The sequence below is a fragment of the Desulfosporosinus orientis DSM 765 genome (assembly GCF_000235605.1).
Lineage (GTDB): Bacteria > Bacillota > Desulfitobacteriia > Desulfitobacteriales > Desulfitobacteriaceae > Desulfosporosinus > Desulfosporosinus orientis.
Genome location: NC_016584.1, coordinates 3,370,131 through 3,394,495, shown reverse-complemented (window position 1 = coordinate 3,394,495; position 24,365 = coordinate 3,370,131). Strand labels below are relative to the sequence as shown.

The following is a 24,365-nucleotide window of genomic DNA, read 5'->3' as shown; positions in this document are numbered from 1 at the left end:
GGAGTGGGGGTTCTTGAAAATAGCAATTTCTGGTAAGGGTGGTGTGGGCAAGACAACCTTTGCCGCAAATTTTGCCCGCTGGCTATCGAATAAGGGTATCACTGTTTTGGCCGTTGACGCAGACCCGGATGCCAGCCTTGGCACCATTTTAGGAATCTCCGATGATGTTCTCTCGACTCTTAAACCAATTGTTGATATGAAAGATCTAATTGAAGAACGTATGGGGGGAAGCGGGACTTATTATCCCCTAAATCCTAATGTTGATGATATTCTTGATGATTACTGTATTCCCATAGGGGATCTCAGGTTTTTTCGTATGGGCAATATTAAAGGGGGAGGGACCTCATGTTATTGCAAAGAAAACAGCTTTCTTCGAGCCTTGGTTAATTCATTAATTCTTGGCGAAAAAGACACGGTTATTTTGGATATGGGTGCTGGGATTGAACAACTAACTCGTGGTACAGCTTTAGGTGTTGATGTCTTGGTCATTGTTACCGAACCATCAAAAGTGAGCGTTCAGACTGTAAAAGTTATTCAACAGTTAGCTTCTGAGTTAGGCATACCGCGTGTTGTTGTGGTTGGTAATAAAGTGCGAAACCCTAAAGATGAAAGTTTTCTTAGAGACCAATTTCCTTCAGAACAGCTTATTGGCGTTATCCCGTACAGTGAAGAGCTGTTGGAAATGTCCTTAAATACGGGCAGCATAGAATTGCCTGGTGGGTCTCTGGGAGTTGAACTTAATACTATTTACCAAAGAATTGCCAATGAAGGGAGATGACAGAGGTTTCGGTGGTAGAGAAGAAGTGAGTATTAGAGAAGAGATCTTAATAAAGAGGAGGGTGTAACATGCCTAGATATCGGGATTTAACCCATACCGCCCGACCATCAGATGCACCACGTGTCGTTGATGCCAAAAATCCCATTCGTACAACCGACCCTGGTGCCCTACAAATGTTGGAATTGATTAAAGACAAGAATGTGGAAACGGTCTTTGATCGGGCAGTTGCTCAACAGCCACAGTGTGCCTTTGGCTACAAAGGAATTTGCTGCCGCATCTGTATTGCCGGCCCTTGCCGAATTAAGAAAGAGGATGGTCCCGGCAGCCGCGGAATCTGTGGAGCATCAGCCTATACTATCGTTTCAAGAAACATCGTTCGAATGATTGCAGGAGGTGCAGCATCCCACTCAGAACACGCACGTCACGTTTTGCATACAGCTCATGCGTTAGTTGATGGACATGCAGACGATTATGAAATTAAATCTCCTGAAAAATTGCGCAAGTTAGCAGAGAAACTTGGAATTTCAACTCTGGATCGTGAAGAAAAAGACATTTTAAGAGACGTTGTCGAGATTGGCTATGCAGACTTTGGACGCTATCAAGACCGCCCCTTAGCATTTCTGGACTCCTTCATGACGGAAGGACGACGCAGGAAATTCCAGCACACCAATATCATGCCTAAAAATATTGACGGATCAGTTACAGAACTTCTTGCTCAAACAGCTATGGGGGTTGACAGTGATCCTGTAAATATCATTTTCGGAGGACTTAAAAGTGCCCTTGCTGATTTAGGCGGAGAATATATCGGCACAAATCTTAGTGACGTCTTATTTGGGGTTCCCCAGCCAATCGTGTCTGAAGCTAACTTAGGCGTCATCAATCCTAAAATGGTCAATATTGCTGTCCACGGTCATAATCCAGTATTGAGTGAAATGGTTGTTGCTGCAGCTCGAGCCATGAAAGATGAAGCTATTAAGGTTGGGGCTGAAGGAGTCAATGTCGTAGGTATTTGCTGTACGGGTAATGAGCTGCTCATGCGCGAAGGGGTTTATTTAGCAACGTCATCAGCTTCTCAAGAAATGGCTATCTTGACCGGTGCCTTAGAAGCAATGGTAGTGGACATTCAATGTATATATCCTGCTGTACAAACTCTTGCAGAATGTTATCACACCAAAGTTATTACAACGGAAGCAATCATGAAAGTTCCCAGTGCTCAACATGTTGCCTTTAATACCACTACGGCAATGGAGGATGCAAAGAAACTTATCAGGATTGCAATTGAAGCCTATAAGAAGAGAGATCCTAAGAAGATTTCCATACCTAATGAAAAGCATAAGCTTGTTGCAGGTTTCAGTGTAGAAGCACTAACTGAAATATTCTCCAAGATCAACCCCGAACGCCCTATTTCTGTATTAACGGATGCTATCTTAAGCGGCCAGATCAAAGGTGTTTGCCTGATGGCCGGATGCAACAACCTTAAACGCTATCAGGATGAATCCCATATAACGGTCTTAAAAGAGCTTGTGAAAAATGACGTTTTAGTTATTTCAACTGGTTGTTCTTCAGGTGCATTTGCTAAATTTGGCTTAATGTCCCCTGCTGCAGTGGATACTTATGCCGGAGAAGGACTTAAATCTTTTATTCAGACTTTGGAAGCAGCCAATCCTCAATTAGCAACGGGACTGCCGTTAGTCTTCCATGTCGGCTCCTGTGTGGATAACAGTCGAGCTGCCGATTTGGCAGTGGCTATGGCTAATGAACTGGGAGTAGATATCCCGAAAGTACCGTTTGTTGCCTCGGCTCCGGAGGCTATGCATGAGAAAGCTGTGGCTATCGGTTCCTGGTGTGTCACATTAGGATTCCCAACTCATGTCGGAAGTTTGCCGCCTGTTGAAGGCAGTGACTTGGTCTATGGTATTACGACTCAAATTGCCCATGATGTGTTCGGCGGCAACTTTATTTTTGAAGTGGATCCGGTTATCGGTGCTTCTAAACTCTTAAACGCATTAGAATATAGGACCTGGAAATTAGGTATTCACAAACAAACCGCTGAGAAAAACGAAACGGCAATTGCCCAAGGTTGGTAAGAAAGGAGGAATGATTTATGTCTATGGAGGAAATTTACGCTGACGCAATAAAGGATCCCAACAATGAACCGAAAAAACTGTTACGTAGAGCGTATGATGGTACAACCATTGCTATGACTTATGCAGAAATCTTATTAAACAGAGCTATTAAAGATTTCGGCACGGAGCAAGAGGTTGGCTATCCGGATACGGCCTATTATCTACCAGTTATCACATGTCTTTCTGGAGAAAAGGTCACCAAATTAGGTGAGTTGGTCCCTATTTTAAACCGTATGCGCAGTCAAATTCGTACAGATCTTACCTTTGAAAATGCTAGACTTTGGGGTGAATCTGTATTATATGCTGCAGAAATTATTGAGGTGCTGAATTATCTGCGTGGTGAACAACCTAAGGTCAAACCTTGGACCGGCTTCTTAGGCGATCCGGTTGTTCGGAAGCACGGTATTAAAATGGTTGACTGGACCATTCCTGGTGTCGCGGTCATTCTTGGCAGAGCTAAAGATTCACAGGCAGCCAAGAAAATTGTTGATAATCTGATGGGTAAAGGTTTTATGATCTTTCTCTGTGATGAAGTCATTGAGCAGTTGCTTGAACTCAATGTAAAAATTGGAGAAGACTATATTGCTTTCCCAGTAGGAAACTTCACTCAAGTTATCCATGCTGTGAACTATGCCTTCCGTGCAGGTCTTGCTTTCGGAGGTATCCCAGCAGGTGAACGTGAAAACCATAGGGATTACCAACGTCGTCGTGTTCGCGCTTTCGTCCTCAATCTTGGTGAGTTGGATGATGTCAAGATTGCAGCTTCAATGGGCGCAATTTTCATGGGCTTCCCTATTTTGACTGACCAAGTCCTTGGTGAGGACATGCAAATTCCCGATTGGTATATTTCCGAACCGGATTATGAGAAAATTGTTCCTTTGGCCATGGAAGTCCGCGGTATTAAATTAACTAATATTGAACTGCCCATCCCCATTAACTTTGGACCGGCTTTTGAAGGTGAGACGATTCGTAAAGGTGATACCTACGTCGAATTTGGCGGCGGACGTACAACCGCTTTCGAACTTGTCCGAATGGTTGGACCTGAGGATATCGTAGACGGTCAGGTCACGGTAATAGGTCCAGATATAGATACGGTTCCTGAAGGATCGAGACTTCCTTTGGGTATAAAAATTGATATTTACGGACGTAAGATGCAGGAAGATTTTGAAGGGGTTTTTGAACGCCGGATCCATTATTTCGCCAACTATGGTGAAGGAGTTTGGCACGTTGCTCAACGTGACTTATGTTGGGTACGGATATCTAAAGATGCCAGGGCTAAAGGCTTCTTAATGAAACACTTTGGTGATCTGTTAATTGCTAAATTGAAAGAAGAGTTCCCGGCCATTATTGACCGCGTTGAAGTTACAATTATGCTTGACCAAGCTGCGGTAGATGAAGGTATCATCATTGCCCGCGAACGTTATAGAGCTCGTGATGACCGCATGAGGAGTTTGACAGACGAATCTGTGGAAGATTTCTACTCTTGCCTGCTTTGTCAGTCCTTTGCACCTAACCATGTGTGTATTGTTACACCGGAACGGGTCGGTTTGTGCGGTGCGGTTAGCTGGCTGGATGCTAAAGCATCTCACGAAATTGCACCAAACGGACCTAACCAACCGATTCCAAAGGGGCCGGCAATTGATGAATTAAAGGGTATGTGGCAATCCTGTAATGAATACCTCTATAAAGCTTCCAATAATACTTTGGAAGAGGTTAATCTGTATACATTAATGGATCGGCCTATGACTTCCTGCGGATGCTTTGAAGCAATCATGGCGATTATTCCTGAAGCAAACGGTCTTATGCTGACAACTCGTGAACACTCAGGGATGACTCCTTGTGGTATGACATTCTCCACCCTTGCTGGAACCTGCGGCGGTGGAATGCAGACCCCTGGATTCATGGGAATCGGCAGAACCTATTTGCTGAGTAAGAAATTCATCCCTGCTGACGGTGGCTTAGCTCGTATCGTTTGGATGCCAAAGGAACTCAAAGAATTCTTGCGTGAAGATTTTATTCAACGCTCAATTGACGAAGGTCTGGGAGCTGATTTCATCGATAAGATTGCAGATGAGTCCATTGGGACCACTGCCGAAGAAATCCTTCCGTTCCTTGAGGAAAATGGACATCCATGCTTTGGTCTTGACCCTCTAATGTAATGTATCAGCAGATGACAAGGTCCCAGCGGATGATCCCAGGGGCCTTGCCGCTCTGCCTCTTATCCTAATTCAATTAGAAAGGGGATTTAAAATGGCTCTTACAGGCTTAGAAATATACAAACAACTACCCAAGAAAAACTGCGGAGAATGTGGCGTGCCTACTTGTCTAGCCTTTGCTATGGCTTTGGCTTCTGGAAAAGCATCTCTTGATTCTTGCCAATATGTGACTGAAGCCGCCCGAGATAACTTGGATTCCGCCTCCGCTCCTCCGATCAAAGCCATAAAATTTGGCAATGAGTCTGTGATGGGAGATGAAACAGTTCTTTTTCGTCATGATAAGACCTTTTATCATCCTACAACCTTGTTGATTCAAGTGTCAGACAGTTTAAATGATGATGAGGTAAACGCTAAAATTGAAGAAATTAAGGGCCTAGAATTTGAGCGTGTTGGTCTCCAATATTCTATTGAAGGTGTAGCTATCGTTCAGGAATCTGGAGATGCAGCTCGTTTTGCTAAGGTAGCATCTGCTGTAGCAGCGGCCACTGACAAATCTTTGCTTTTATTGAGCAGTGATCCGGAAGCATTAAAAGCTGCCCTTGAACCTTTAGCATCCCGTAAGCCTCTAATTGGTGCAGCAACCTCCGATAATTATGAGGCTATGGTCAACTTGGCAAAGGATAATTCAGTTCCTGTTATCCTAAAAGCCGATGGATTGGATGCCCTTGAAGAACTAGTTACCAAAGCTCAGGGATTAGGGTATAAAGAGTTTGTCTTGGATCCAGGCTCAAGGACTACTGTAGACACCTTGGCAAACCTAACCCATATACGTCGTTTAGCTATTAAGAAAAAATTCCGACCCTTTGGTTTCCCAGTCATTACATTTACCAGTAAGGCTGATCCATTGGAAGAAATCATGCAAGCGACCGTATATGTAGCAAAATACGCCAGTGCAGTTGTGTTAAATACCAGCAAAAAGGCTCATTTGCTCCCATTAATGACCTTAAGACAGAATATCTATACCGATCCTCAAAAACCAATCCAAGTAGAACCCAAACTCCATACAGTTGGTAATGTGGATGAGAATTCACCTTTCTATATTACCACCAACTTCTCATTGACCTACTATAGTGTTGAAGGGGAAGTAGAAACCTCTAAAATTCCAAGCTATATTCTACCAATCGATACGGATGGCACATCAGTTCTTACTGCTTATGCAGCCGGCAAATTGGAGCCTGAGAAAATTGTTGAAGCAATGAATGCTTCCGGAATTGCTGATAAAGTTAAACATCGCAATATTATTATCCCAGGTTATGTAGCTGTTATTTCAGGAAAACTGGCAGAGTTGTCCGGCTGGAAAACGATTGTTGGACCACGTGAGTCAAGTGGAATTGTATCCTTCTCCAAAACCTTAAGCTAAGTTGGTATACATTTAAAAATAGAAGCTATATTGAGAGACCAGCGATGTAAGGGTATAACACATTGGTGGGATTTCATGGTAAGTAAGGAAGTGAAAGCGATGTCCCATTTTCAAGTAAAAATCATGCCTGAGAACCGTGTAATTGAAGTCGAACATGGCGCAACCCTGCTGAACGCAGCCGCAAAAGCCGGAATTATGATAAAATCCGGCTGTGGTGGTAAAGGAACATGCGGAGCTTGCAAAGTCGTTGTTTTGAGCGGAGATCCCATTATAGACGGGACGGGAAATTTAACATCTGAGCAACTTTCTAAAGGTTATCGACTCGCCTGTAAAACCTTGGTCCAAGGGGATATGAGCATGGAGGTGCCTCTTGAGTCAAGGCTTCAAGAGCATCAAGTACTATTAGGTGATGCTCGAAAAGGGTTCCTGCAGGAAAGCAAACATGATTTACTGGAGAAATTCGGACGTCACCCTTTAGCTATGAAGCAGAGGGTAACACTTTCTAAACCCACTCTGACAGAGAATTCCAGTGATTGGGCTCGTTTGAGCATAGAGCTCCGCCGTGCCTTAAAAACTGGAGATAAACCCATTCACATCCCTTTATCCATTCTTAAACATCTACCTGAGTCCCTCCGTAAAGCTAATTGGGATGTATCCATAACCCTGACAGATACTGAAGAAGGACTAACCATAACTAATATAGAGCAAGGAAATGATATACCTCCTTATGGGCTCGCTGTTGATATAGGTACCACCACTGTGGTAGTCTACCTTGTTAATCTTATAACCGGCGAAATTGTTGATCAACAAGGTACTTACAACAAACAGGCAAAGTACGGAGACGATGTCATAAATCGCATTGTATATGCTGTTGAAAGCGAACAGAACTTAATAGAGATCAGAGATGCCGTTCTTGAAACCGTCAATGGTCTGCTTGATAAGATTCTCGCTCGTCAATCCTTAAACCATAAAGATATTGCCAGTGCAATGATAGCTGGAAATACAACAATGACTCAATTGTTTTTGGGTGTAGATCCTCGCTATATTCGACTGGAACCCTATATTCCCACAATGACAACAGTACCCTCGTATCCTGCTCGAGAGATCGGGCTGCATATGCTTCCAGAAGCATTAGTACACTGTTATCCCTCAGTAGCAAGTTATGTCGGAGGAGACATTGTTGCTGGAACATTGGTAACGGATTTGGCCAATGGGGAAGATATTATACTATTTATCGATATTGGAACGAACGGTGAAATTGTGCTCGGTAACCAAGATTGGCTTGTAGCTTGTGCTTGTTCAGCAGGTCCCAGCTTTGAAGGCGGCGGAATTACCTTTGGAATGCGAGCTATGCCGGGGGCAATCGAACGGATTATGATTGATCCAGAGACATTGGATGTATCCCTTAAAGTGGTTAATAACCTCCCGCCTGTAGGAATATGCGGATCGGGGCTTGTGGATTGTATAGCCAAACTCCTCAGTGCAGGTATTATCGATCGTGCTGGGAATTTTCAGTTAGGACATCCGTCAGGATCGCAGCGGTTAAGAGCTACTGCTGATGACAAAGAATTTGTTCTAGCTTGGGCTCATCAAGCCGGTGGAGAAAAAGATGTAGTCATAACAGAAAATGATGTCAAAAATGTCATTCGTGCTAAAGGTGCCATTTACGCTGGAATTCGATCACTCTTAAATATGGTCGCCGTGGAAATTGAAATGATCAGCAAGATCATTATTGCTGGTGGTTTTGGCAATTACCTAAATATCCACGATGCTGTTCAAATCGGACTGCTTCCAGATCTTGAACAGGAAAGGTTTGAGTTTATTGGAAATGCATCTGTAAAGGGTGCACGTCTGGCTTTGCTCTCTAAAAAGGCTTGGCGGGAAGCAGAAGAACTGGGACGGAAAATGACCTACGTCGAACTTTCAGTTGGAGCAACCTATATGGACGAATATATGGCTGCCTTGTTTTTACCTCACACGGATATTACCCTATTTCCATCTGTACAATAATTGTTATTATGGAGGTTTATTATGTCAAAATATGTAGCTGTAGCAGGTAAGGGTGGAGTAGGAAAAACCACATTCACCGCATTATTATTAAGGCAAATGGTTCGTCAGAAGAAGGGAACTTCAATACTAGCCGTTGATGCAGATCCCAATGCCAATCTAGGAGAAGCTTTAGGCCTTGATGTAACGTCCACAATTTCAGAAATAATTGAGGCAAGCAAAGATCCTAAAGCAATTCCAGAAGGAATGCCTAAGAATATTTTTATTGAGTACAAACTTCAACAATCCTTAGTTGAATCAAAAGATATTGATCTGCTCGTCATGGGAGGACCCCAAGGGGCTGGATGTTATTGTTATCCAAATGATATTTTGCGCAAGCATCTTCAGAACGTCGGGGAAAACTATGATTTTGTGACTGTGGATTCTGAAGCAGGATTAGAGCATATCAGCCGGCGTACCATTCCCCGAGTTGAAGTAATGTTTGTTATAAGTGATTCTTCAGCCCGAGGTATTCGCTCAGCAGGAAGAGTACACGATCTCATAAAGGGACTTAAATCCGCCGTGGAAACCATTTACCTGATTGTAACCAAAACTACTGAGGGAAGTATGGAATCCTTGACTGAAGAAATTAAACGAACAGGTCTTACCGTTATTGGAGACATCCCCATAGATCCTTTAGTTGTGGAATATGACTTAGCAGGCAAACCGTTATTTGATTTGCCTGATGATGCCGTCTCGGTCCAAGCAGTGCAAAAGATTTTGAACCGTGCCGGAATCTTTAACTAGAAAGGAGAGAAGTTCATGTCCGTAACATTAGTGAAAGAAAAATATTCCAATAAAGTTGGAGAGGTAGTTTTAGGCGCCACTGCTGAACAAGGAGGAACCCGAACCCATACAATTACGGTCGGAGGAGATAGTTCCTTACCCTTTCTCCACTTTGAAGGTGAAATGAAGAACCCTCCTGTGATTGCAATGGAGGTTACAGATGTAGTACCAGCCTGGAGTGAAATGATAACAAAGCAAATTGGAGATGTTATCAACAATCCAGCTGCTTGGGCTAAAAAGTGTGTGGAGGATTTTGGAGCAGATCTCATCTATTTGAAACTGAATGGTGCAGATCCTGAGGGAGAAAACCGTTCCCCTGAAGAATGCGCTCGTGTGGTAAAAGATGTTTTGGCCGCTGTGGGGGTACCGCTTATTGTTGAAGGCTGTGATGATGCTGAAAAAAATAATGAAGTTATGGCTGTTGTCGCAGAAGCCGCTTCCGGAGAAAATCTTTTAATCGGTATTGCTGAACAAGAGAATTACAAATCAATCACGGCTGCTGCCATGGTCCACAAGCATACTTTGATCGCTCGTTCCCCATTGGATATCAACATTTGTAAACAGCTAAACATTTTGATTAATGAAATGGGGCTCCCCTTAAACAAAATCGTCATCGACCCCACGGTAGCCGGTCTTGGATTTGGAATTGAATATGTTTACTCCATCATGGAACGTGCCCGTTTGGGAGCTTTAGCCAATGACAAAATGCTTTCCATGCCCATTATTTGTACGGTTGGCTATGAGGCAAATCGTTGTAAAGAATCCTATGTCTCTGCTGATGAGTTTCCTGGTTGGGGGGATCTTGAAGACCGCAGTGTACTATGGGAAACTGTTACTGCTTCGGGGGTTCTGCAAGTTGGAGCAAGCATTTTAATCATGCGCAATCCTGCTGCAGTTGCTCTTGTTAAGAAGAATATCGCTGATTTGGCTGGCAAGTAATCGCGTATAAAAATGATCATCATCAATCTTCATTGTGCTGATTAAATAGTGAAAAATGAAAGGACGTGACCTAATGCTTATTTTTGGCGAACGGATTAACGGGATGTTTACGGATATCGGAGAAGCTCTGCGTAACAAGGACCCTAAACCCATTCAATATTGGGCTGTCAAACAACAAGAAGGAGGAGCTCACTACTTAGACGTTAATTCAGGTCCGGCAATTCCTACCCATGAAAGAGTCGAAGCCTATGAGTGGATGGTTAATGTAATTCAGGAAGTATCCGAGTTACCCCTTGTCCTGGACTCCACCAATTATGATGCTATTGAAGCCGGTTTAAAAGTCTGCAAACGTCCGGCCATCATTAACTCTTGCCCTGCAGAACAACCAAAAATTGAGCGTGTTTTCCCCATGGCTATTCAATACAATGCAGGTATTATTGGTTTAACCATGGATAAGGTAGGTATTCCTAAAGATGCTGAGAATCGGGTAGCTTTTGCTATGGAGCTGGTAGCTGCTGCCGATGAATATGGTGTACCAATGGAGGACCTCTACATCGATCCCCTGATTCTTCCGGTGAATGTTGCTCAAGAACATGCACCAGAAGTATTGGAAGCTTTACGACAAGTAAAAATGTTGGCTAATCCAGCACCTCGCACAGTTTTAGGATTATCCAATGTTTCACAAAAATCCCCAGACCGCAACTTGATTAATCGAACCTATCTGGCTATGGCTGTTGCCTGCGGGCTGGATGCGGCAATCATGGATGCCAATGATGATGATTTAGTGGACGTGGCTGCTACCACTCAAATACTTCTAAACAGGAGCATTTACGCTGATTCCTATCTTAAAGTTTTCCGAGCTCGCTAAAACTAGCTGAGAATTCATGGCTATAACTGTATTATGTATTGAGCTGCAACGATCGTTTTGACGTTGCAGCTCTTTTTCTATGCTAAAGAGAAGCCATTATTCACTTCATGTACTACCCAGAGGTTTGGCACGAAAGTGTCCGGTGGACATTTTCGCTCGAAGCGGCTATCTCCAAAGAATACTTATCCGCTGAAGATAGCTCCCGCGCCAGCGAGTAGGCGAATCTCGGAATGCTGGGTGAGCGGATGTGGCGAAACTGCCCGCCCCAGGAGCCCTCTTTTCATTATCTGCTAGTGCCGCCTTAGCAGCGGCCAGTGGCCTGGGGGGTATCCTTAAATAGTAACGGCATGGTGCTATTCAGAAAGTATAACTTTTGTTGCATAAATAAGTGCAAAGACAGTGTTTTCGCCTAATTTGTTTATCATACCACTTCTAACACAAGCATAGCTATTAACAATAACCGTTGGAAGGGGATAATTATGGAAACATACTATCACAATAACCCAAAGATTGAGGAATGGACAGAGCAAATCATTGAGAAAATATTAACTGTTTGTATATTATCCGGTTCAGATTCTAATTCCGAATATCAGAAGGGTTGTCAACTCATTGCCAAAATCACAGCTTTATTACAAGGCTTTTCATCCCTACCTGCAGAATATTTAGCCGATGGCCTAAAGCAAATTATTGAGCAACAGCTCCCTGATCCAAGAGTGATTAATAATTTCCCAGCATTTCACAATACAATGAACAGAATGATAAAAGAAGGTATGTTAACTGTCGTTGGTGATTTGGAAATAGAAACTGTTCAACTTGAACTCACTCAGGCACAACCCGCTCTAGCACTTGTCCATCAGGAGAATGAAAAAGTGGACAGACTGGTCGATTCAGGCAACCAAAAATTGGCTGAATTAATTGAGAATATACCAGATACTGAATGTATAGATGGAGAGACCAATGCGTTAAATCAGACTCAATTATATAGAGAACGTATTAAAAAAACACTTCCACATTTATTCCCAAAGGAAACCATTCAATGGGACGTTACTTTACTTAGTCAAACATTTTTAGCACAACTCAACGATATTTTGATATATTGCGCTGATATGGATCAAAAATTAAATAAAGAAATTTATTTTAAAGATGGATGGAAGGTCATGGTTGTAGGGGAAGAGGAGCTAGCCTATCCTAGGCGTTTAGAGAGAGAACTAAAAAACCTAATGCGGATTGGAAAGAAAATCAAGTGAGATGAAATCTAATATCTTAATTTTTATGAAAAGAAGTAGGAAATAATGGTTCTGTGTCGAATAAACAATGATAGAGTAAGAAATGTGAAGATATATAAGTTACTGAAATGAGGAATAATGTTGACGGACCAGTTGGGAGAAATCATAAAAAAAACTTTAAAGGCTATTGAATCGGGCAAGGAAGAAATCTTTTATATTGCCGAAACTTCACGCACTGAAACACAACGATTAATCAACGAGCTCTCTCAACTCAAATTAGATATCAAAGACATAATATCTCTAGTTGACAGTCAAGAAAAAATAGAACGTCGGATGCGCCAAAAGTTGATGGAAGTCAATCGACTGCATGAAAAATATTCTCAAAAAGAAATGATGGAGACATACTCAGAAGCTAAAGATGCCCAAGTTAAATTGCAGTTATTACAACAGAAAGAAGTTGAATTGCGTAAACGCCGGGATGATCTGGAACGATCATTAACTCAAATGGAGATAACGATTGAGCGCGCCCAAAATTTAATGACTCAAGTCAGTATGGCGATTAGTTTACTGCAAGGTGAAGTCGTTGAGGCTCTTCAGTCCCAAAATCATGGACAAAAATATGAGATGGGTTTAAGAGTGATTCGAGCTCAAGAGGAAGAGCGTCGTCGTGTAGCTCGAGAAATTCATGATGGTCCTGCTCAGACCTTAGCGAATATTGTTTTGCGCCTGGAAATTGCTGAGAAATTACTTGAGTTGGATTCCGGTCGTGTCAAAGCCGAGCTTAAGGATTTGAAGAATTTAGTACGAGCTAATTTACAAGATATCCGCAGGATTATTTTTGATCTTCGGCCTATGGCCCTAGATGACTTAGGTATCCTAGGGGCTATTTCTAATTATTTGGATAATTTTCAGAATAATTATAGAATCAAATGTCAACTTCGTGTTGAAGGAGAAGAGAGAAAACTTCTCCCGGCCATGGAGGTTGCACTTTTCCGTCTAGTTCAGGAGGGAATGACAAACGTTGCAAAACATGCTCATTCTCCAAAAGTAGATGTTCATTTGATATTTCGAGATGATTGGATGATTGCCAGGATTCGTGATTACGGCAAAGGGTTTGAAGTCAAATCGGCTATGAATACTCCAGGAGAACATTTTGGTCTAGTTGGTATGCGTGAGAGAGTAGAGATGTTTTCCGGACACTTTAGAATACAATCAATCCTAGGCAAGGGGACGTTGATAGAGTTATCAATTCCTTCGAGCCAGGAGGGAGGAAAGACAACTTGATAAGAATAGTCATTGCCGATGATCATCCTCTAATTCGAGAGGGATTGCGTCGCATTTTAGAATTTGAAGATGGTATTGAAGTTGTTGCCGAAGTTGGTGACGGTCAAGGTGCCATCAATGTAGCCAGAAGTATGAATTTTGATATTTTATTAATGGACCTGAATATGCCGGGGGTTAATGGCCTGGAGGCGGGAAGGGTGATTCGGCGTGAACATCCAAATATTGGCATCTTAGTGCTTACTATTGATGATTCCGATGAAAAAGTTTTTCAGGTCCTTCAGCTGGGAGTAGCAGGTTATTTGCTGAAAGATGTGGATTCAAAGACGTTGATTCAGTCCATTCGAAAAGTTTATTCCGGTGAGCCGATCTTATCTCCCACAGTTACGGGTAAACTCCTGGAACAAATCAGTCAGCCAAGCCCTTCTAAAGATACCTGCGGTCTAAGTGAGCGTGAGATGGAAATCCTCCATTATGTTGTTAAAGGAGCTTCTAATCGTGAGATTGGCACTTCGTTATTTATTAGTGAAAAAACCGTAAAAAACCATTTATCAAGTATCTATCGAAAATTATCTGTAGAAGATCGTACACAAGCTGCCCTAAAAGCCGTTAAGTTAAACTTTTTTAAACTTGATTAATTTAGGATTTGTGCTTTTCATTGCTAAATCTTTGCTAAACAGGTAAAATAAATGTAATAATATTCGGAAATTGGCAGACCTCTCTCTAGTAAGATATTAAAATCAAGATAGAAATAATACGCAAAGGCGTCTAAAATGCTTTTCTACTTTAAATTACCTGTAAAAAAGCAGTCGAGACGCTATTTTTGGAGGATGAATAGATGAAGATAAGTTTTTTTGGCGCTGCACAGGTCGTTACCGGATCATCGTTTCTTGTGGAATCAGGAGAATCACGGATATTAATTGATTGTGGAATGTTTCAGGGTTCCAAAGCAGTGAAAGAATTAAATTATGGAGAGTTTCCTTATAACCCGGCAAGTTTGGATGCGGTGATTTTAACCCATGCCCATACAGATCATTCCGGAATGCTTCCCAAATTAATGAAGTCTGGTTTCAAGGGCAAGATATATGCTTCACCTGAAACAATTAAATTATGTTCTATCATGCTTCCGGACAGTGGACATATTCAAGAAATGGAAATTGAACGGAAGAATCGGAAGCGCAACCGCGCTGGACTAGAGCCGTTGACTCCCATCTATACTGTTCAGGATGCTATGGATACCATTGCCTATTTCCAAGCAACTCACTATAAAGATCTCATTGAACTTACTCCCACTATATCCTTTCAATTCTTTGATGCTGGGCACATTCTGGGATCAGCTCATGTGATGCTTCATATTAAAGAGCCGAACTTCAACAAAACAATTGTCTTTTCTGGAGATATTGGTAATATTAATCAACCTTATATAAAAGATCCCAGTATATTAAGTGTCGCTGATATTGTTATCATGGAAACCACTTATGGAAATCGTCTTCATTCAGAGAACAGCACGTTAGAACGTTATGATCAGCTTGCCGACATTATTAATTCTACCTATGAGGCCGGTGGGAATTTAGTGATTCCTGCATTTGCAATTGAACGAACTCAGGATCTTCTCTTTTATCTGAGAAAATTGCAAGATGAAAAACGTATACCCATTTTACCGATTTATATTGACAGTCCGTTAGCTATCGCTGCTACTAAGATATTCCAAGAAAACACCGAAAATTTTGATGCTATCACTAGCGAGCTTATTAGAACTGGAAATAATCCTTTAAATATGGCGAATGTGCATTTTAGTCAAACCGCTCAAGATTCTATGGCTCTAAATTCAATAGAGGGCGGAGCAATTATAATTGCCGCCAGTGGTATGGCTGATGCAGGCCGAATTAAACACCATCTCAAACATAATCTCTGGCGAGAAAATGCAACGGTCTTATTTGTTGGCTATCAGGCTCAAGGAACTCTTGGCCGTATTCTTTCCGATGGAGCTGAAACAGTAACTATACATGGAGAGAAAGTTGCGGTGCATGCACGAATTGGCCATATGGATGGCTTCTCTGCCCATGCAGATCAGGCGGAACTCTTACATTGGCTTTCAATTTTAGGAAAAAAAGCAGAGCAAATTATCCTTGTTCATGGTGAGCATGAAGCTCAGAGTGTATTTTCCGAAAAAGTATTTGAAGCCTTTGGTAAAAAACCCCTTATACCTGAGCTTGGAGAAAGTTTAGTATTTACCCTTGAACAAGTTATTCAACAGGCACCTGAAAAACCTTGGTTAACACCGAAAACCGAAATCAGTATTGAAACGGCCAAAGAGGCAACTGATAAACCTTCAAGCAAAGCAATTATTCCCCCAGTTCTTCCTGCTCAAAAACGAGGAAAGACATCTGCCTCGAGGTTGTCCCGCTCCCATGTTAATAGAGCCTACGCGCGATTACAACACTATCTCAAACGACTCATTGACGATGGACAGAAGAAACGCGATTTCGAGCATGTGGTTAATGTTCTTGATAGCATGACTCGTTGGCTGGAAGATCAAGATCGCAGAAGAAAACATTAGGTGCCACAAACTTACAGCCAAGCAAACTCTAAAGATTGACGCTTGATGCCGGCTAGAAACCGAAGGGTTTCTTCCCGGCGTTTAACTGCTAAGCGTTTGCCGGCTCTAGTAACAACTTTGTCAGGAAGTGCGTCTGCCAAGAGGCGGGCACGTTCGATGGCATCTTCCGGTGTTTGAATTAATTCATCTTGCCCAACTAAACTAAATAAACGCATTAGGCCAATATTACCTAGATTATCGAGAATATCTGATTCTCGCAGGTAGATGGCTTCATCGCTTTTTCCCGGTTCTGAGTAGTACATGTGATTTTCAATAGCGTCCAGAACCAGGGGGATTTTTTCAGGAGGAAACATCATTTGTTGGAGTAGATTGGCGGCTACTCCTTTTGATCGTAAAGCATGATCAATATTTTTTAAGGCATAAACTGGATATTTCCCTGTATCATGCAGCATTGCCGAAGTATAGAGAACTTCATCATCTAAAGATAAATGACTCGAAAGTTCTTTTGATAAGTGGTATACTCTAAAGCAATGCTTAACTCCCCAAGCAGAGAGGGCTCCTGATTTTTCGACTATTTGAATAAGTTCTTTTCTCAAATCCATCCCTAATACCTCCTTAAATACGATGACTATATATACGCCAAAAGGCCTTCAAAATCCTTCCATAATATGGCGGTCTTTAATGGGAGTTTTTGATTTTAATTGCCAAAAATAATCTATCTTTCTTTTCTTAAGGTTATTTAAAAAAGGATTATGTAATAATTTAGAGAATACTTTAGAGAATATTTCTGACCGGTACATAGGAGATGAATGTCAATGAATAAAGTAAATGTTTATGGGAGCTTTACACAGGCTCTTTTCTTTTCTGGTGTGGTTTCCATTCCAAAATATTTATTAACCCATTATACAAAAATTGGAATTAGCAATATGGAAATGATGGTGTTGATTCAGATACTCTGTGATTCCGAGACAAATCCATACCCTTCCAGTGCGGCAATAGCAGAGCGAATGAGTGCTTCACCTACAGATATCGAAGAACTACTGGGCAGTTTAGTTGAAAGAAAGCTCTTATCCATTGAAAGACATTGGAATCCAATAGAGTTAAAGTGGGGGAATAGCTACAGTTTCGTTGGCCTGATCGAGGAATTAGCCGAATTATGGGCTATTGAGCGCTCTCAGCAATTAGAAGAAGAACGTGCTTTGAAACAAACAGGGGCAGTCTCTAGTAACCTCTCTTCGTCAGTTAACCCAGCTTTAGAAAACTTAGTGCAGACTTTTGAACAAGAGTTGGGACGGCCGCTCACACGCTTAGAGTGTGAAAATATTGATCGCTGGCTGTCGGTCCATTATTCTCAAGAACTCATTATAGAAGCTTTAAGGAGAGGGGTTAGCGCTGGGATTCGAAACTTTCGCTATTTAGACTCAATTTTACGAGAGTGGGAAAAAAAGGGGCTGCGTACCAGAGCAGAGGTTGAAGCTGAGGATGTCTATTTCCAAGCCCGGCAGGAAAAAAAGACGTCGAAGGGTAAAAGTAAAGGCCCAAAAACATCGCCTAGCAAATATGAAAACTTCTATCTTTAATTGAGGTATGTCTTGATTTTATAAGGAGGACATCCAACTATGAAAAGCGTCAAAGATATTTTGAACGGTAATCTTTTATCAGAGATACCTTCAACGGGAAATTCAGTAAAAAATGAAATAGATGCTTTGCCTGCCTCTGAAGTGTTTAAATGCCCTATTTGCCAGGACCGAGGAATTATTCTGGAGGGGGACGTTGCCTATCCCTGCAGCTGTATGCAAACGAAAAAACTAGAGAATCAATTTCGTCATGCTCGAATTTCTCGAGAATTGATGAACTGCAGATTTGATAAGTTTCGATTTGACTATTATTCCTCGTCAGCATCCGACCAAAGTCATAGTGAAGGAGCGATTAAGGCCTTAAATGCCGCCAAGAGCTTCGTCAAGGAGTGTCTGCATAGCCCTTATGGTCTGGGAATTCTTTTTACAGGACCTGTAGGATCTGGAAAAACATATCTGGCAGCTTCCATAGCTAATGAATTAATGGCGGCCAATCGCAAGGTATTGTTTCTGGTAGTGCCAGATCTCTTGGATGAACTGAGAGCGACTTATAAATCCGAACTCAATGAGCTGGACTTATTGGATTCGGCCCGGACAATTCCGATTTTGATTTTGGATGATCTTGGTGCCCATAACTATACTGACTGGACGAAAAACAGACTGTATTCCATCATTAATTATCGTTTGAATGAGCATCTCCCTACGGTCATTACTTCCAATCTGCCCCTGGAAGAAATGGAAGACTATATTGGGCTACGGACCACATCCCGAATCATTCAATCTTCCCGGATTTTCAGATTAACCGTCCCAAAAGATATTCGCTTTCAGATTTACGAAGAGCGTGAAGGCAGAAAATAATTAAAAAATTTTTTAAACCTATGCATGTCCTTTATGGTGCGTGCATAGGTTTTTTTTAGGAGTAAATCAAAATTATTGGGAGGTGCTAAGCTGTTGGCTAAAATCATTACTATTGAGAGAAAATACATTGCTATGGTCGTCAGTGTTTTAGTAATTTGTCTCATCGGGTTTTCGGGGTTTTCCTTTTGGGAGAATCGTCATGAAAATGTAAGCAAGGAAATGGGAACACCAGAAATTAAAATGCTAGGAGTGACAGTGGAGCCGGCATCCGTTGTCAAAGATCTCAACTATGGCAGTGTAACCCTCAAAGGGGCTCAGGTCATCACCACAAAGACCTTTGATCTTATTGTTACAGTTCAAAACATGACAGCAAAGAAAATGACCAATATTCCTGTGGAATTGCAAGTGAATTTAATCGGTGATGATACAAAAAAAGTCATATCACCCGGAAGTTTACAATCATTGGAGCCAGGAGCAACTGCTCGTATTGCTTTTCGTCAGATAAAAGTATTAGGGGATGCCTTAGGTAAAAGCGCTACAGACGGACAGCATTTAATTACCATAAGAATTAAAGCCAATCCTGAGGGAGGAGTAGAACAAGCAACTGAAGCAAGTTTTCGCTTTAATGTAGATACAACAGTAAAAGTACCTTCAACGGTCAATAAACAATAATCATTTAAATAGGTGCCAAATTGAGCACTTATTTTTTTTTTGCCTCGTTCGGGATATAATATACCTGAGGTGGATGAGCAATGGAAATAGTAGTTGATTTACATACACACACGATTTCGAGTGGACATGCATACAGCACTTTGGCAGATAACGCTCTTGCAGCTTCCCGCAGGGGAATTAAGTTACTGGGGATGACTGATCATGGCCCCTCTATGCCTGGGGCACCGCATCTCTATCATTTCGGCAACTTAGAAATCCTCCCGGAAGAGCTACATGGCGTGACAATATTACCGGGGGTTGAAGCAAATATAACCAGTCATGAAGGTGAATTGGATATCCCTATACGCTATTTAGCGAGGATGAAAGTTGTATTGGTAGGACTGCATGAAATTTGTTACCCGGGAGGTACTACAGAAGAAAATACCCAAGCATATATTAATGCGATGAAAAATCCTTTTACAGATATGATGGTTCATCCGGGACGACCGCAGTTTGAGTTGGATCTTGAACGTATTGCCTATACGTCTGCTGAATTAAGTATTCCAGTAGAAATTAACAATAGCTCCCTATCCAGTGAGAAAAAGGGGGCGTGGGGCAACTGTCGTCGTTTTGCCCGTTATATGCTCCAATATCAGGGACCGATTATACTGGGAAGCGATGCTCATTTTTCAGATCTGGTCGGAGGGTTTGACCATGCACTTTCTTTAGTGCATGAGGTAGGAATTAAAGAAAATCAAATTCTCAATACTTCTGCAGAGCGTGTTTTAGATTACCTAGCCACTCGCCGCAAAAATCGCCCGAGTATTTTAGAAGCCTAATCCTCATCAGGAAAAAGTTCATGAAGTTTTCGATTTAGGAAGGTTTTTTGCCTTCCTATTCTCTTCTGCTGGCGCAGCATAGGGCATGGATTCTAAAGGACCATTGACCCCAAAGCTGCCCGACACAAACCTTTCCCATATTTCATTCTTAGATGGTGCTGCGACAGCGACTGTAGGGTCTGTGCAGGATGATACTTCAATACAATGTATACTGAATGCATTTGTTTCAACAAATTATTTATAGTACAATGACATTTGTGGGTAAACTATCCGCAAAGAATTAATCCAAAAGCATAGTAAAAGTAAAGGACGTGTAACAGTTGTTTTTGAAAAAAGGTCCTATAGATCGTGAACTAATCTCAGGTGTCATCATATTTATTAGTTTGTTTAGCATCTTATTGTCGATGGCAGGAATCAAATTATTTGACGTTAAGGTTACAAATATCGAATTAATTGATCGGGGTTTATATTCAGTCATCACGGATAATGGGCCAGTGAATATCGCCAAAGATGATATTATGAGAATCGAAAAAACCTACACGAAAACAGCGCTTACTGGTTCGCCAGTGGAATTTGATAAGATTTATACCACTAAAGGGTTTATCTACATTTCATCTACGGATCCTTATTATTCTATTGCCAAACAGCTGATGAATTCAGTTGATTTTGAGAATAAAACTGATAGTAAACAAGATCATAAAAATAAGGGATTTGAAGTATTTGATCAAAGTGTTAATGGCAGTTTGAAGTTGGTAAAACCCTTTTCATATGCAATTGGTTTATCGGCTAAAGAGGCCGGAATTGTCTCTTCGATTTTATCCATACAATACGTTATGCTGGCCCTAGGCGGGTTTGCTTTAATGGTTCTAATCTTTCCTTTAAGATTAGAAACCTCCTTTCATAATCGATCCATGCCGGTGGCAGAACCTGAATATTATTCTGATGATGAGCAATTTGACGCAGTGGCCAAATAATATAGGCAAGGAGTTGGTTTAATGAAAGTCTCTGTTCGCCATATTAAAGGTTTGCATTTTCAAGGAGAAGGTAGTTCGAAAGTTTTAATCAATATTGATGCTAGTGTTACTGCCGGAGGAACAGGGCATGGAGTCAGTCCAATGGAGTTATTGCTAATGTCTATTGCGGGATGCAGCGGAATGGATATTGTTACAATACTTGAGAAAATGGATGTAAAATTTCGACGGTTTGAAACTACAGTAGAAGGTGAACGAGCCAGTGATCACCCTCGAGTATTTAGGGACATCGAAATTGTATATAAATTTTGGGGTGAAGGTCTTACTAAGGAAAAGATTGAACGTGCTGTCCAGCTTTCCATCGAAAAATATTGTAGTGTTGCGAATATGATTGACAAAGCCGCCGACCTGACTTATCGAATTGAAATTAATTCCTAATGAATAACTAGACCAGTATTGAGCTGTCATTGCAAGGCAGCTCATTTTTCACCGATTGACATATGCAGACAATCCTTGATAGAATATACATGTTTTGTTATACTATGTACGTCATAATTTAAAATTATTTAGAGGAAGGCATAAGAATAAGATGAGTATAGTTTTAGGTGTTTTAAGAAGTGTTTTTTTTCTCGCTGTTGCTTTATATATCTATTATTTTACACGGCGAAAACAACATGATGTTGTCATTCAAATGTGGTTTGCAATTATTGTAGGAATGTTTGCCAGCTTAGCAATCCAGTTAGTCAATGTCAGTATTGGCAAACTAAGTTGGAGTTCAATACAAATTAGTTTTATTTTATTAACAGGTATTCTTATCTATTCGGTCTGGAAAGCCATGACGGAGCTAAAAAAACGACGAGTAAAATAATTAGCCGCATAATACTTAATCTGCGGCTGTTTTTTATCCAATCATAACGCTAACGCATACCTTTACTAAAGGAGAAAAGGCATGAAAAGAAAAAGTAAGATTCGAATGCGCAGGATATTTGTGTTTATTTTCTTTAATATAATTTTTGCAGCAATTCTGGTTCCATTTGTTTTATTTTGGGGACCTTTTGAATCTCTAAAAATCGTTGCCGTTGGGGCAGTTGCAACTTCAAGACATCCCCAGGTAGTAGAAGCATTCCTTTCCCAAGAAGAGATCAGCCGGATTATGAATTCCAATAATTCACAAGGTTTTGGCAGCGGACAAGCTTTAGGCCGCACTGAAGTGGTCACTGACAAGACAGCGGGGATTACCATTGAAGATATTCAAGGCCGGAGCTTTAAAGGTAAAGTCATGCTGATTAAAGATCCTAAACGAGTAAAATTAGCCGTTACCAAAGAGATTGGAGTTACCGGAGAACGGGTTAGTGACCTGGTTAAAGATATGGGTGCAATTGCCGGGATTAATGCAGGGGGATTTTATGATCCCAATGGGAAGGGCAATGGAGCATTTCCTGATGGTATAACAATGCATGATGGAAAAATAGTTCATAATAATGTTGGCAATAAGGCCGTTAACATTGTGGGATTTGATGATGAAGGGAAATTGGTCCTTGGTAAAATGACAGCGGATGAACTTATCAAAAAAAATATGCAGGAAGTTGTTACCTTTGAACCTAATTTAATTGTCGATGGCAAACCGGCCGTTGTTGGTGATGGAGGATGGGGGATTGCTCCCCGAACAGGTATAGGTCAAAGAGCTGATGGGACGGTCATTTTTGTCGTTATTGATGGACGTCAGCCTACTTGGAGTATTGGAGCTACATTACGCGACCTTATGAATGTCTTTGAAGATTATGATGCTGTTAACGCAGTTAATTTAGATGGTGGATCCTCTTCTGAACTCGTCTATGACGGGAAAGTTATGAATAAACTTTGGAACATTTTTGGCGAACGGTATATTCCAACAGCCTTTGTAGTTACCCCTTAAATGACGGTTAATAAAGGAGATTAATGACGCATGAAAAAGAAGCTGCGTGTGATAGTAGTTTGGATGTTGGTATCCCTCCTTCTTCAATTTGGTGCATACGCTTATTTAGATAAACAACTGGCTAAAGTAATCGGGCCGATTAGTGATGCCAATGCTCCTATTACCAAGCAACTAGAGGCAACGGTACCGGGGTCTGGTTTTGAAAATATCCAAGTATCATACGCTAAAGACTATTTGGCTTATATTGAAGATAATACTCTTAAAGTATTTAATCTAAAAAAAGAAAAAATCGTATTCGAAAAAGAATTGCCTGCCAGCAGTGATAACTCTATGGGGGTTCTCTCTTATCAATGGCTGCCTGACCGGGATACCTTGCTTTATTTTTACGCCAAAAAGAATCCTAATCCTGTAACTTATGTGCAAGTTCCTATTACCCCCTCAAAGACGAATAGTTCGGATACCAAAACAGATACTAAAACAGACACCAAATCTGAAGATCCTAATGAGAAAACGAAAACACCTCAAAAAGTTGAATCTAAGGATGTTCCGATTCAAACTCGGACCGAAGTTCGATATAATAACCCCCAAATTACCGAACTATATACCCTCGAACTGCCAGACAGCGATGAAGATACTGCCCCTGATGATCGATTTAACCAAACAATTAATGAATTTCCAGCAAGTGGTAAAATAGAGGAATTAGTTTTCTCAACCTCAACGAATCTGATCTATCTCACGGTTAAAAATGGATCTAATGAAACACTTATGGAAATTGATGTCATGAAAAACGTTCGCAAATTGAATCGTAGTGGTGAAACCATTAATGGAATGGCTGCTTCTGATCGAAATGGAACTCTATTTATCAACAGCAAAATCGGGGGGACGAAACAAATTGTCTCATTGGGTGTCGGAGATCGACACGTCATTTCTAAGAGTGCCAATGATCTAGTCTTAGGAGTTCGAGATGGAAAGATTTATGTCGGTGAAGTGAAGGACAATGAGCTTGTTAAGATTAAAACCACTGAGGATCTCACAGAAGTAAAAGATAATCCTTCTTTTAAAACAGAATGGGAAGGGAGTATCCCTTTTGATAACGTGACCACACTGATCGGTTCTGAAGGCCAGGTTGTCATCAATAATCAAAAAACAGCTTATGTAATAGCTGCCGGAAAGATGGATGAGATTGCATTGGAAGGCGATGAGAATTACATCTCTGATGATGGAGCAGAACTGATACAGCTAGAGCAAACAGGGACATCAACGGTTGTTAAGTTGAAACCTCTTAAGTAGGACAAGTAGCAGTCTCCTTCTATGCATTAGCACATTGTCAAAATTTGTTTTATGAAAAATAAAATGAGCGCACACAAT

General features: G+C 41.3%; 22 protein-coding genes. 21 read left to right on the top strand and 1 reads right to left on the bottom strand.

The window, feature by feature from the left end:
- Window positions 1–13: 13 nt before the first annotated feature.
- The 12 genes from DESOR_RS15825 to DESOR_RS15770 all read left to right on the top strand — a co-directional run bounded on the left by DESOR_RS15825 (window position 14) and on the right by DESOR_RS15770 (window position 16,186).
- Complete coding sequence (locus tag DESOR_RS15825; protein WP_014185586.1) at window positions 14–778, top strand: ATP-binding protein; 765 nt, start codon at window positions 14–16, stop codon at window positions 776–778.
- Between the two features lie 68 nt (window positions 779–846).
- Window positions 847–2,865, top strand: coding sequence for an anaerobic carbon-monoxide dehydrogenase catalytic subunit (gene cooS, locus DESOR_RS15820; protein ID WP_014185585.1), 2,019 nt, complete (start codon window positions 847–849; stop codon window positions 2,863–2,865).
- Window positions 2,866–2,882: 17 nt separating this feature from the next.
- Window positions 2,883–5,063 (top strand): acetyl-CoA decarbonylase/synthase complex subunit alpha/beta, encoded by a 2,181-nt coding sequence (acsB, locus tag DESOR_RS15815; RefSeq protein WP_014185584.1) that lies wholly within the window; start codon window positions 2,883–2,885, stop codon window positions 5,061–5,063.
- 91 nt (window positions 5,064–5,154) lie between these two features.
- Complete coding sequence (gene acsC, locus DESOR_RS15810) at window positions 5,155–6,480, top strand: acetyl-CoA decarbonylase/synthase complex subunit gamma (RefSeq protein WP_014185583.1); 1,326 nt, start codon at window positions 5,155–5,157, stop codon at window positions 6,478–6,480.
- 99 nt (window positions 6,481–6,579) lie between these two features.
- Window positions 6,580–8,490 carry an ASKHA domain-containing protein gene (locus DESOR_RS15805; protein ID WP_042331309.1) on the top strand — a complete coding sequence of 637 codons (1,911 nt, stop codon included), beginning with the start codon at window positions 6,580–6,582 and terminating at the stop codon, window positions 8,488–8,490.
- 21 nt (window positions 8,491–8,511) lie between these two features.
- A complete protein-coding gene (locus DESOR_RS15800) occupies window positions 8,512–9,273 on the top strand; it encodes an ATP-binding protein (protein ID WP_014185581.1) in 762 nt (253 codons plus the stop codon).
- Window positions 9,274–9,288: 15 nt separating this feature from the next.
- Window positions 9,289–10,251: an acetyl-CoA decarbonylase/synthase complex subunit delta gene (locus tag DESOR_RS15795; RefSeq protein WP_014185580.1), complete on the top strand. Its 963-nt coding sequence runs from the start codon at window positions 9,289–9,291 to the stop codon at window positions 10,249–10,251.
- A 73-nt stretch (window positions 10,252–10,324) separates the two neighbouring features.
- Complete coding sequence (locus tag DESOR_RS15790) at window positions 10,325–11,119, top strand: methyltetrahydrofolate cobalamin methyltransferase (RefSeq protein ID WP_014185579.1); 795 nt, start codon at window positions 10,325–10,327, stop codon at window positions 11,117–11,119.
- 479 nt (window positions 11,120–11,598) lie between these two features.
- Window positions 11,599–12,366, top strand: a complete 768-nt coding sequence (locus tag DESOR_RS15785; protein ID WP_014185578.1) for a hypothetical protein — start codon at window positions 11,599–11,601, stop codon at window positions 12,364–12,366.
- Between the two features lie 120 nt (window positions 12,367–12,486).
- Complete coding sequence (locus DESOR_RS15780) at window positions 12,487–13,629, top strand: sensor histidine kinase (RefSeq protein ID WP_014185577.1); 1,143 nt, start codon at window positions 12,487–12,489, stop codon at window positions 13,627–13,629.
- Complete coding sequence (locus DESOR_RS15775; protein ID WP_014185576.1) at window positions 13,626–14,264, top strand: response regulator; 639 nt, start codon at window positions 13,626–13,628, stop codon at window positions 14,262–14,264. Before DESOR_RS15780 ends, DESOR_RS15775 begins: the two co-directional genes overlap by 4 nt.
- A gap of 200 nt (window positions 14,265–14,464) precedes the next feature.
- Window positions 14,465–16,186, top strand: a complete 1,722-nt coding sequence (locus DESOR_RS15770) for an MBL fold metallo-hydrolase RNA specificity domain-containing protein (protein ID WP_014185575.1) — start codon at window positions 14,465–14,467, stop codon at window positions 16,184–16,186.
- 11 nt (window positions 16,187–16,197) lie between these two features.
- Here the strand turns inward: DESOR_RS15770 and DESOR_RS15765 are convergent, their stop codons facing one another.
- Window positions 16,198–16,788: an HD domain-containing protein gene (locus DESOR_RS15765; protein WP_014185574.1), complete on the bottom strand. Its 591-nt coding sequence runs from the start codon at window positions 16,786–16,788 to the stop codon at window positions 16,198–16,200.
- A 213-nt stretch (window positions 16,789–17,001) separates the two neighbouring features.
- On the opposite strand from DESOR_RS15765, the gene DESOR_RS15760 reads away from it, so the two are divergent.
- The 9 genes from DESOR_RS15760 (at window position 17,002) to DESOR_RS15720 (ending at window position 24,287) form a co-directional block, all read left to right on the top strand.
- Window positions 17,002–17,766, top strand: coding sequence for a DnaD domain protein (locus DESOR_RS15760; protein WP_014185573.1), 765 nt, complete (start codon window positions 17,002–17,004; stop codon window positions 17,764–17,766).
- 39 nt (window positions 17,767–17,805) lie between these two features.
- A complete protein-coding gene (locus DESOR_RS15755) occupies window positions 17,806–18,621 on the top strand; it encodes an ATP-binding protein (protein WP_014185572.1) in 816 nt (271 codons plus the stop codon).
- Between the two features lie 93 nt (window positions 18,622–18,714).
- The gene (locus tag DESOR_RS15750; RefSeq protein WP_014185571.1) at window positions 18,715–19,293 is read left to right on the top strand and encodes a hypothetical protein; all 579 of its coding nucleotides are present in this window, start codon (window positions 18,715–18,717) and stop codon (window positions 19,291–19,293) included.
- 80 nt (window positions 19,294–19,373) lie between these two features.
- Entirely contained in the window at window positions 19,374–20,111 is a 738-nt protein-coding gene (locus DESOR_RS15745) for a phosphatase (protein WP_014185570.1), read from the top strand.
- Between the two features lie 320 nt (window positions 20,112–20,431).
- Window positions 20,432–21,085 carry a hypothetical protein gene (locus DESOR_RS15740; protein WP_014185569.1) on the top strand — a complete coding sequence of 218 codons (654 nt, stop codon included), beginning with the start codon at window positions 20,432–20,434 and terminating at the stop codon, window positions 21,083–21,085.
- Between the two features lie 21 nt (window positions 21,086–21,106).
- On the top strand, window positions 21,107–21,520 hold the full coding sequence (locus DESOR_RS15735; RefSeq protein ID WP_014185568.1) for an OsmC family protein: 414 nt from the start codon (window positions 21,107–21,109) through the stop codon (window positions 21,518–21,520).
- Between the two features lie 253 nt (window positions 21,521–21,773).
- Complete coding sequence (locus tag DESOR_RS30355; RefSeq protein WP_242832333.1) at window positions 21,774–21,950, top strand: hypothetical protein; 177 nt, start codon at window positions 21,774–21,776, stop codon at window positions 21,948–21,950.
- 81 nt (window positions 21,951–22,031) lie between these two features.
- Entirely contained in the window at window positions 22,032–22,997 is a 966-nt protein-coding gene (locus DESOR_RS15725; protein WP_014185566.1) for a phosphodiester glycosidase family protein, read from the top strand.
- Window positions 22,998–23,027: 30 nt separating this feature from the next.
- Window positions 23,028–24,287 carry a hypothetical protein gene (locus tag DESOR_RS15720; protein ID WP_014185565.1) on the top strand — a complete coding sequence of 420 codons (1,260 nt, stop codon included), beginning with the start codon at window positions 23,028–23,030 and terminating at the stop codon, window positions 24,285–24,287.
- The last annotated feature ends 78 nt before the right edge of the window (window positions 24,288–24,365 follow it).

Coding starts and splice junctions, on each gene's coding strand:
- cooS (WP_014185585.1), top strand. CDS start 847: ATGCCTAGATATCGGGATTTAACCCATACCGCCCGACCATCAGATGCA.
- acsB (WP_014185584.1), top strand. CDS start 2,883: ATGTCTATGGAGGAAATTTACGCTGACGCAATAAAGGATCCCAACAAT.
- acsC (WP_014185583.1), top strand. CDS start 5,155: ATGGCTCTTACAGGCTTAGAAATATACAAACAACTACCCAAGAAAAAC.
- DESOR_RS15805 (WP_042331309.1), top strand. CDS start 6,580: ATGTCCCATTTTCAAGTAAAAATCATGCCTGAGAACCGTGTAATTGAA.
- DESOR_RS15800 (WP_014185581.1), top strand. CDS start 8,512: ATGTCAAAATATGTAGCTGTAGCAGGTAAGGGTGGAGTAGGAAAAACC.
- DESOR_RS15795 (WP_014185580.1), top strand. CDS start 9,289: ATGTCCGTAACATTAGTGAAAGAAAAATATTCCAATAAAGTTGGAGAG.
- DESOR_RS15790 (WP_014185579.1), top strand. CDS start 10,325: ATGCTTATTTTTGGCGAACGGATTAACGGGATGTTTACGGATATCGGA.
- DESOR_RS15785 (WP_014185578.1), top strand. CDS start 11,599: ATGGAAACATACTATCACAATAACCCAAAGATTGAGGAATGGACAGAG.
- DESOR_RS15770 (WP_014185575.1), top strand. CDS start 14,465: ATGAAGATAAGTTTTTTTGGCGCTGCACAGGTCGTTACCGGATCATCG.
- DESOR_RS15765 (WP_014185574.1), bottom strand. CDS start 16,788: ATGGATTTGAGAAAAGAACTTATTCAAATAGTCGAAAAATCAGGAGCC.
- DESOR_RS15760 (WP_014185573.1), top strand. CDS start 17,002: ATGAATAAAGTAAATGTTTATGGGAGCTTTACACAGGCTCTTTTCTTT.
- DESOR_RS15755 (WP_014185572.1), top strand. CDS start 17,806: ATGAAAAGCGTCAAAGATATTTTGAACGGTAATCTTTTATCAGAGATA.
- DESOR_RS15745 (WP_014185570.1), top strand. CDS start 19,374: ATGGAAATAGTAGTTGATTTACATACACACACGATTTCGAGTGGACAT.
- DESOR_RS15735 (WP_014185568.1), top strand. CDS start 21,107: ATGAAAGTCTCTGTTCGCCATATTAAAGGTTTGCATTTTCAAGGAGAA.
- DESOR_RS30355 (WP_242832333.1), top strand. CDS start 21,774: ATGTGGTTTGCAATTATTGTAGGAATGTTTGCCAGCTTAGCAATCCAG.
- DESOR_RS15725 (WP_014185566.1), top strand. CDS start 22,032: ATGAAAAGAAAAAGTAAGATTCGAATGCGCAGGATATTTGTGTTTATT.
- DESOR_RS15720 (WP_014185565.1), top strand. CDS start 23,028: ATGAAAAAGAAGCTGCGTGTGATAGTAGTTTGGATGTTGGTATCCCTC.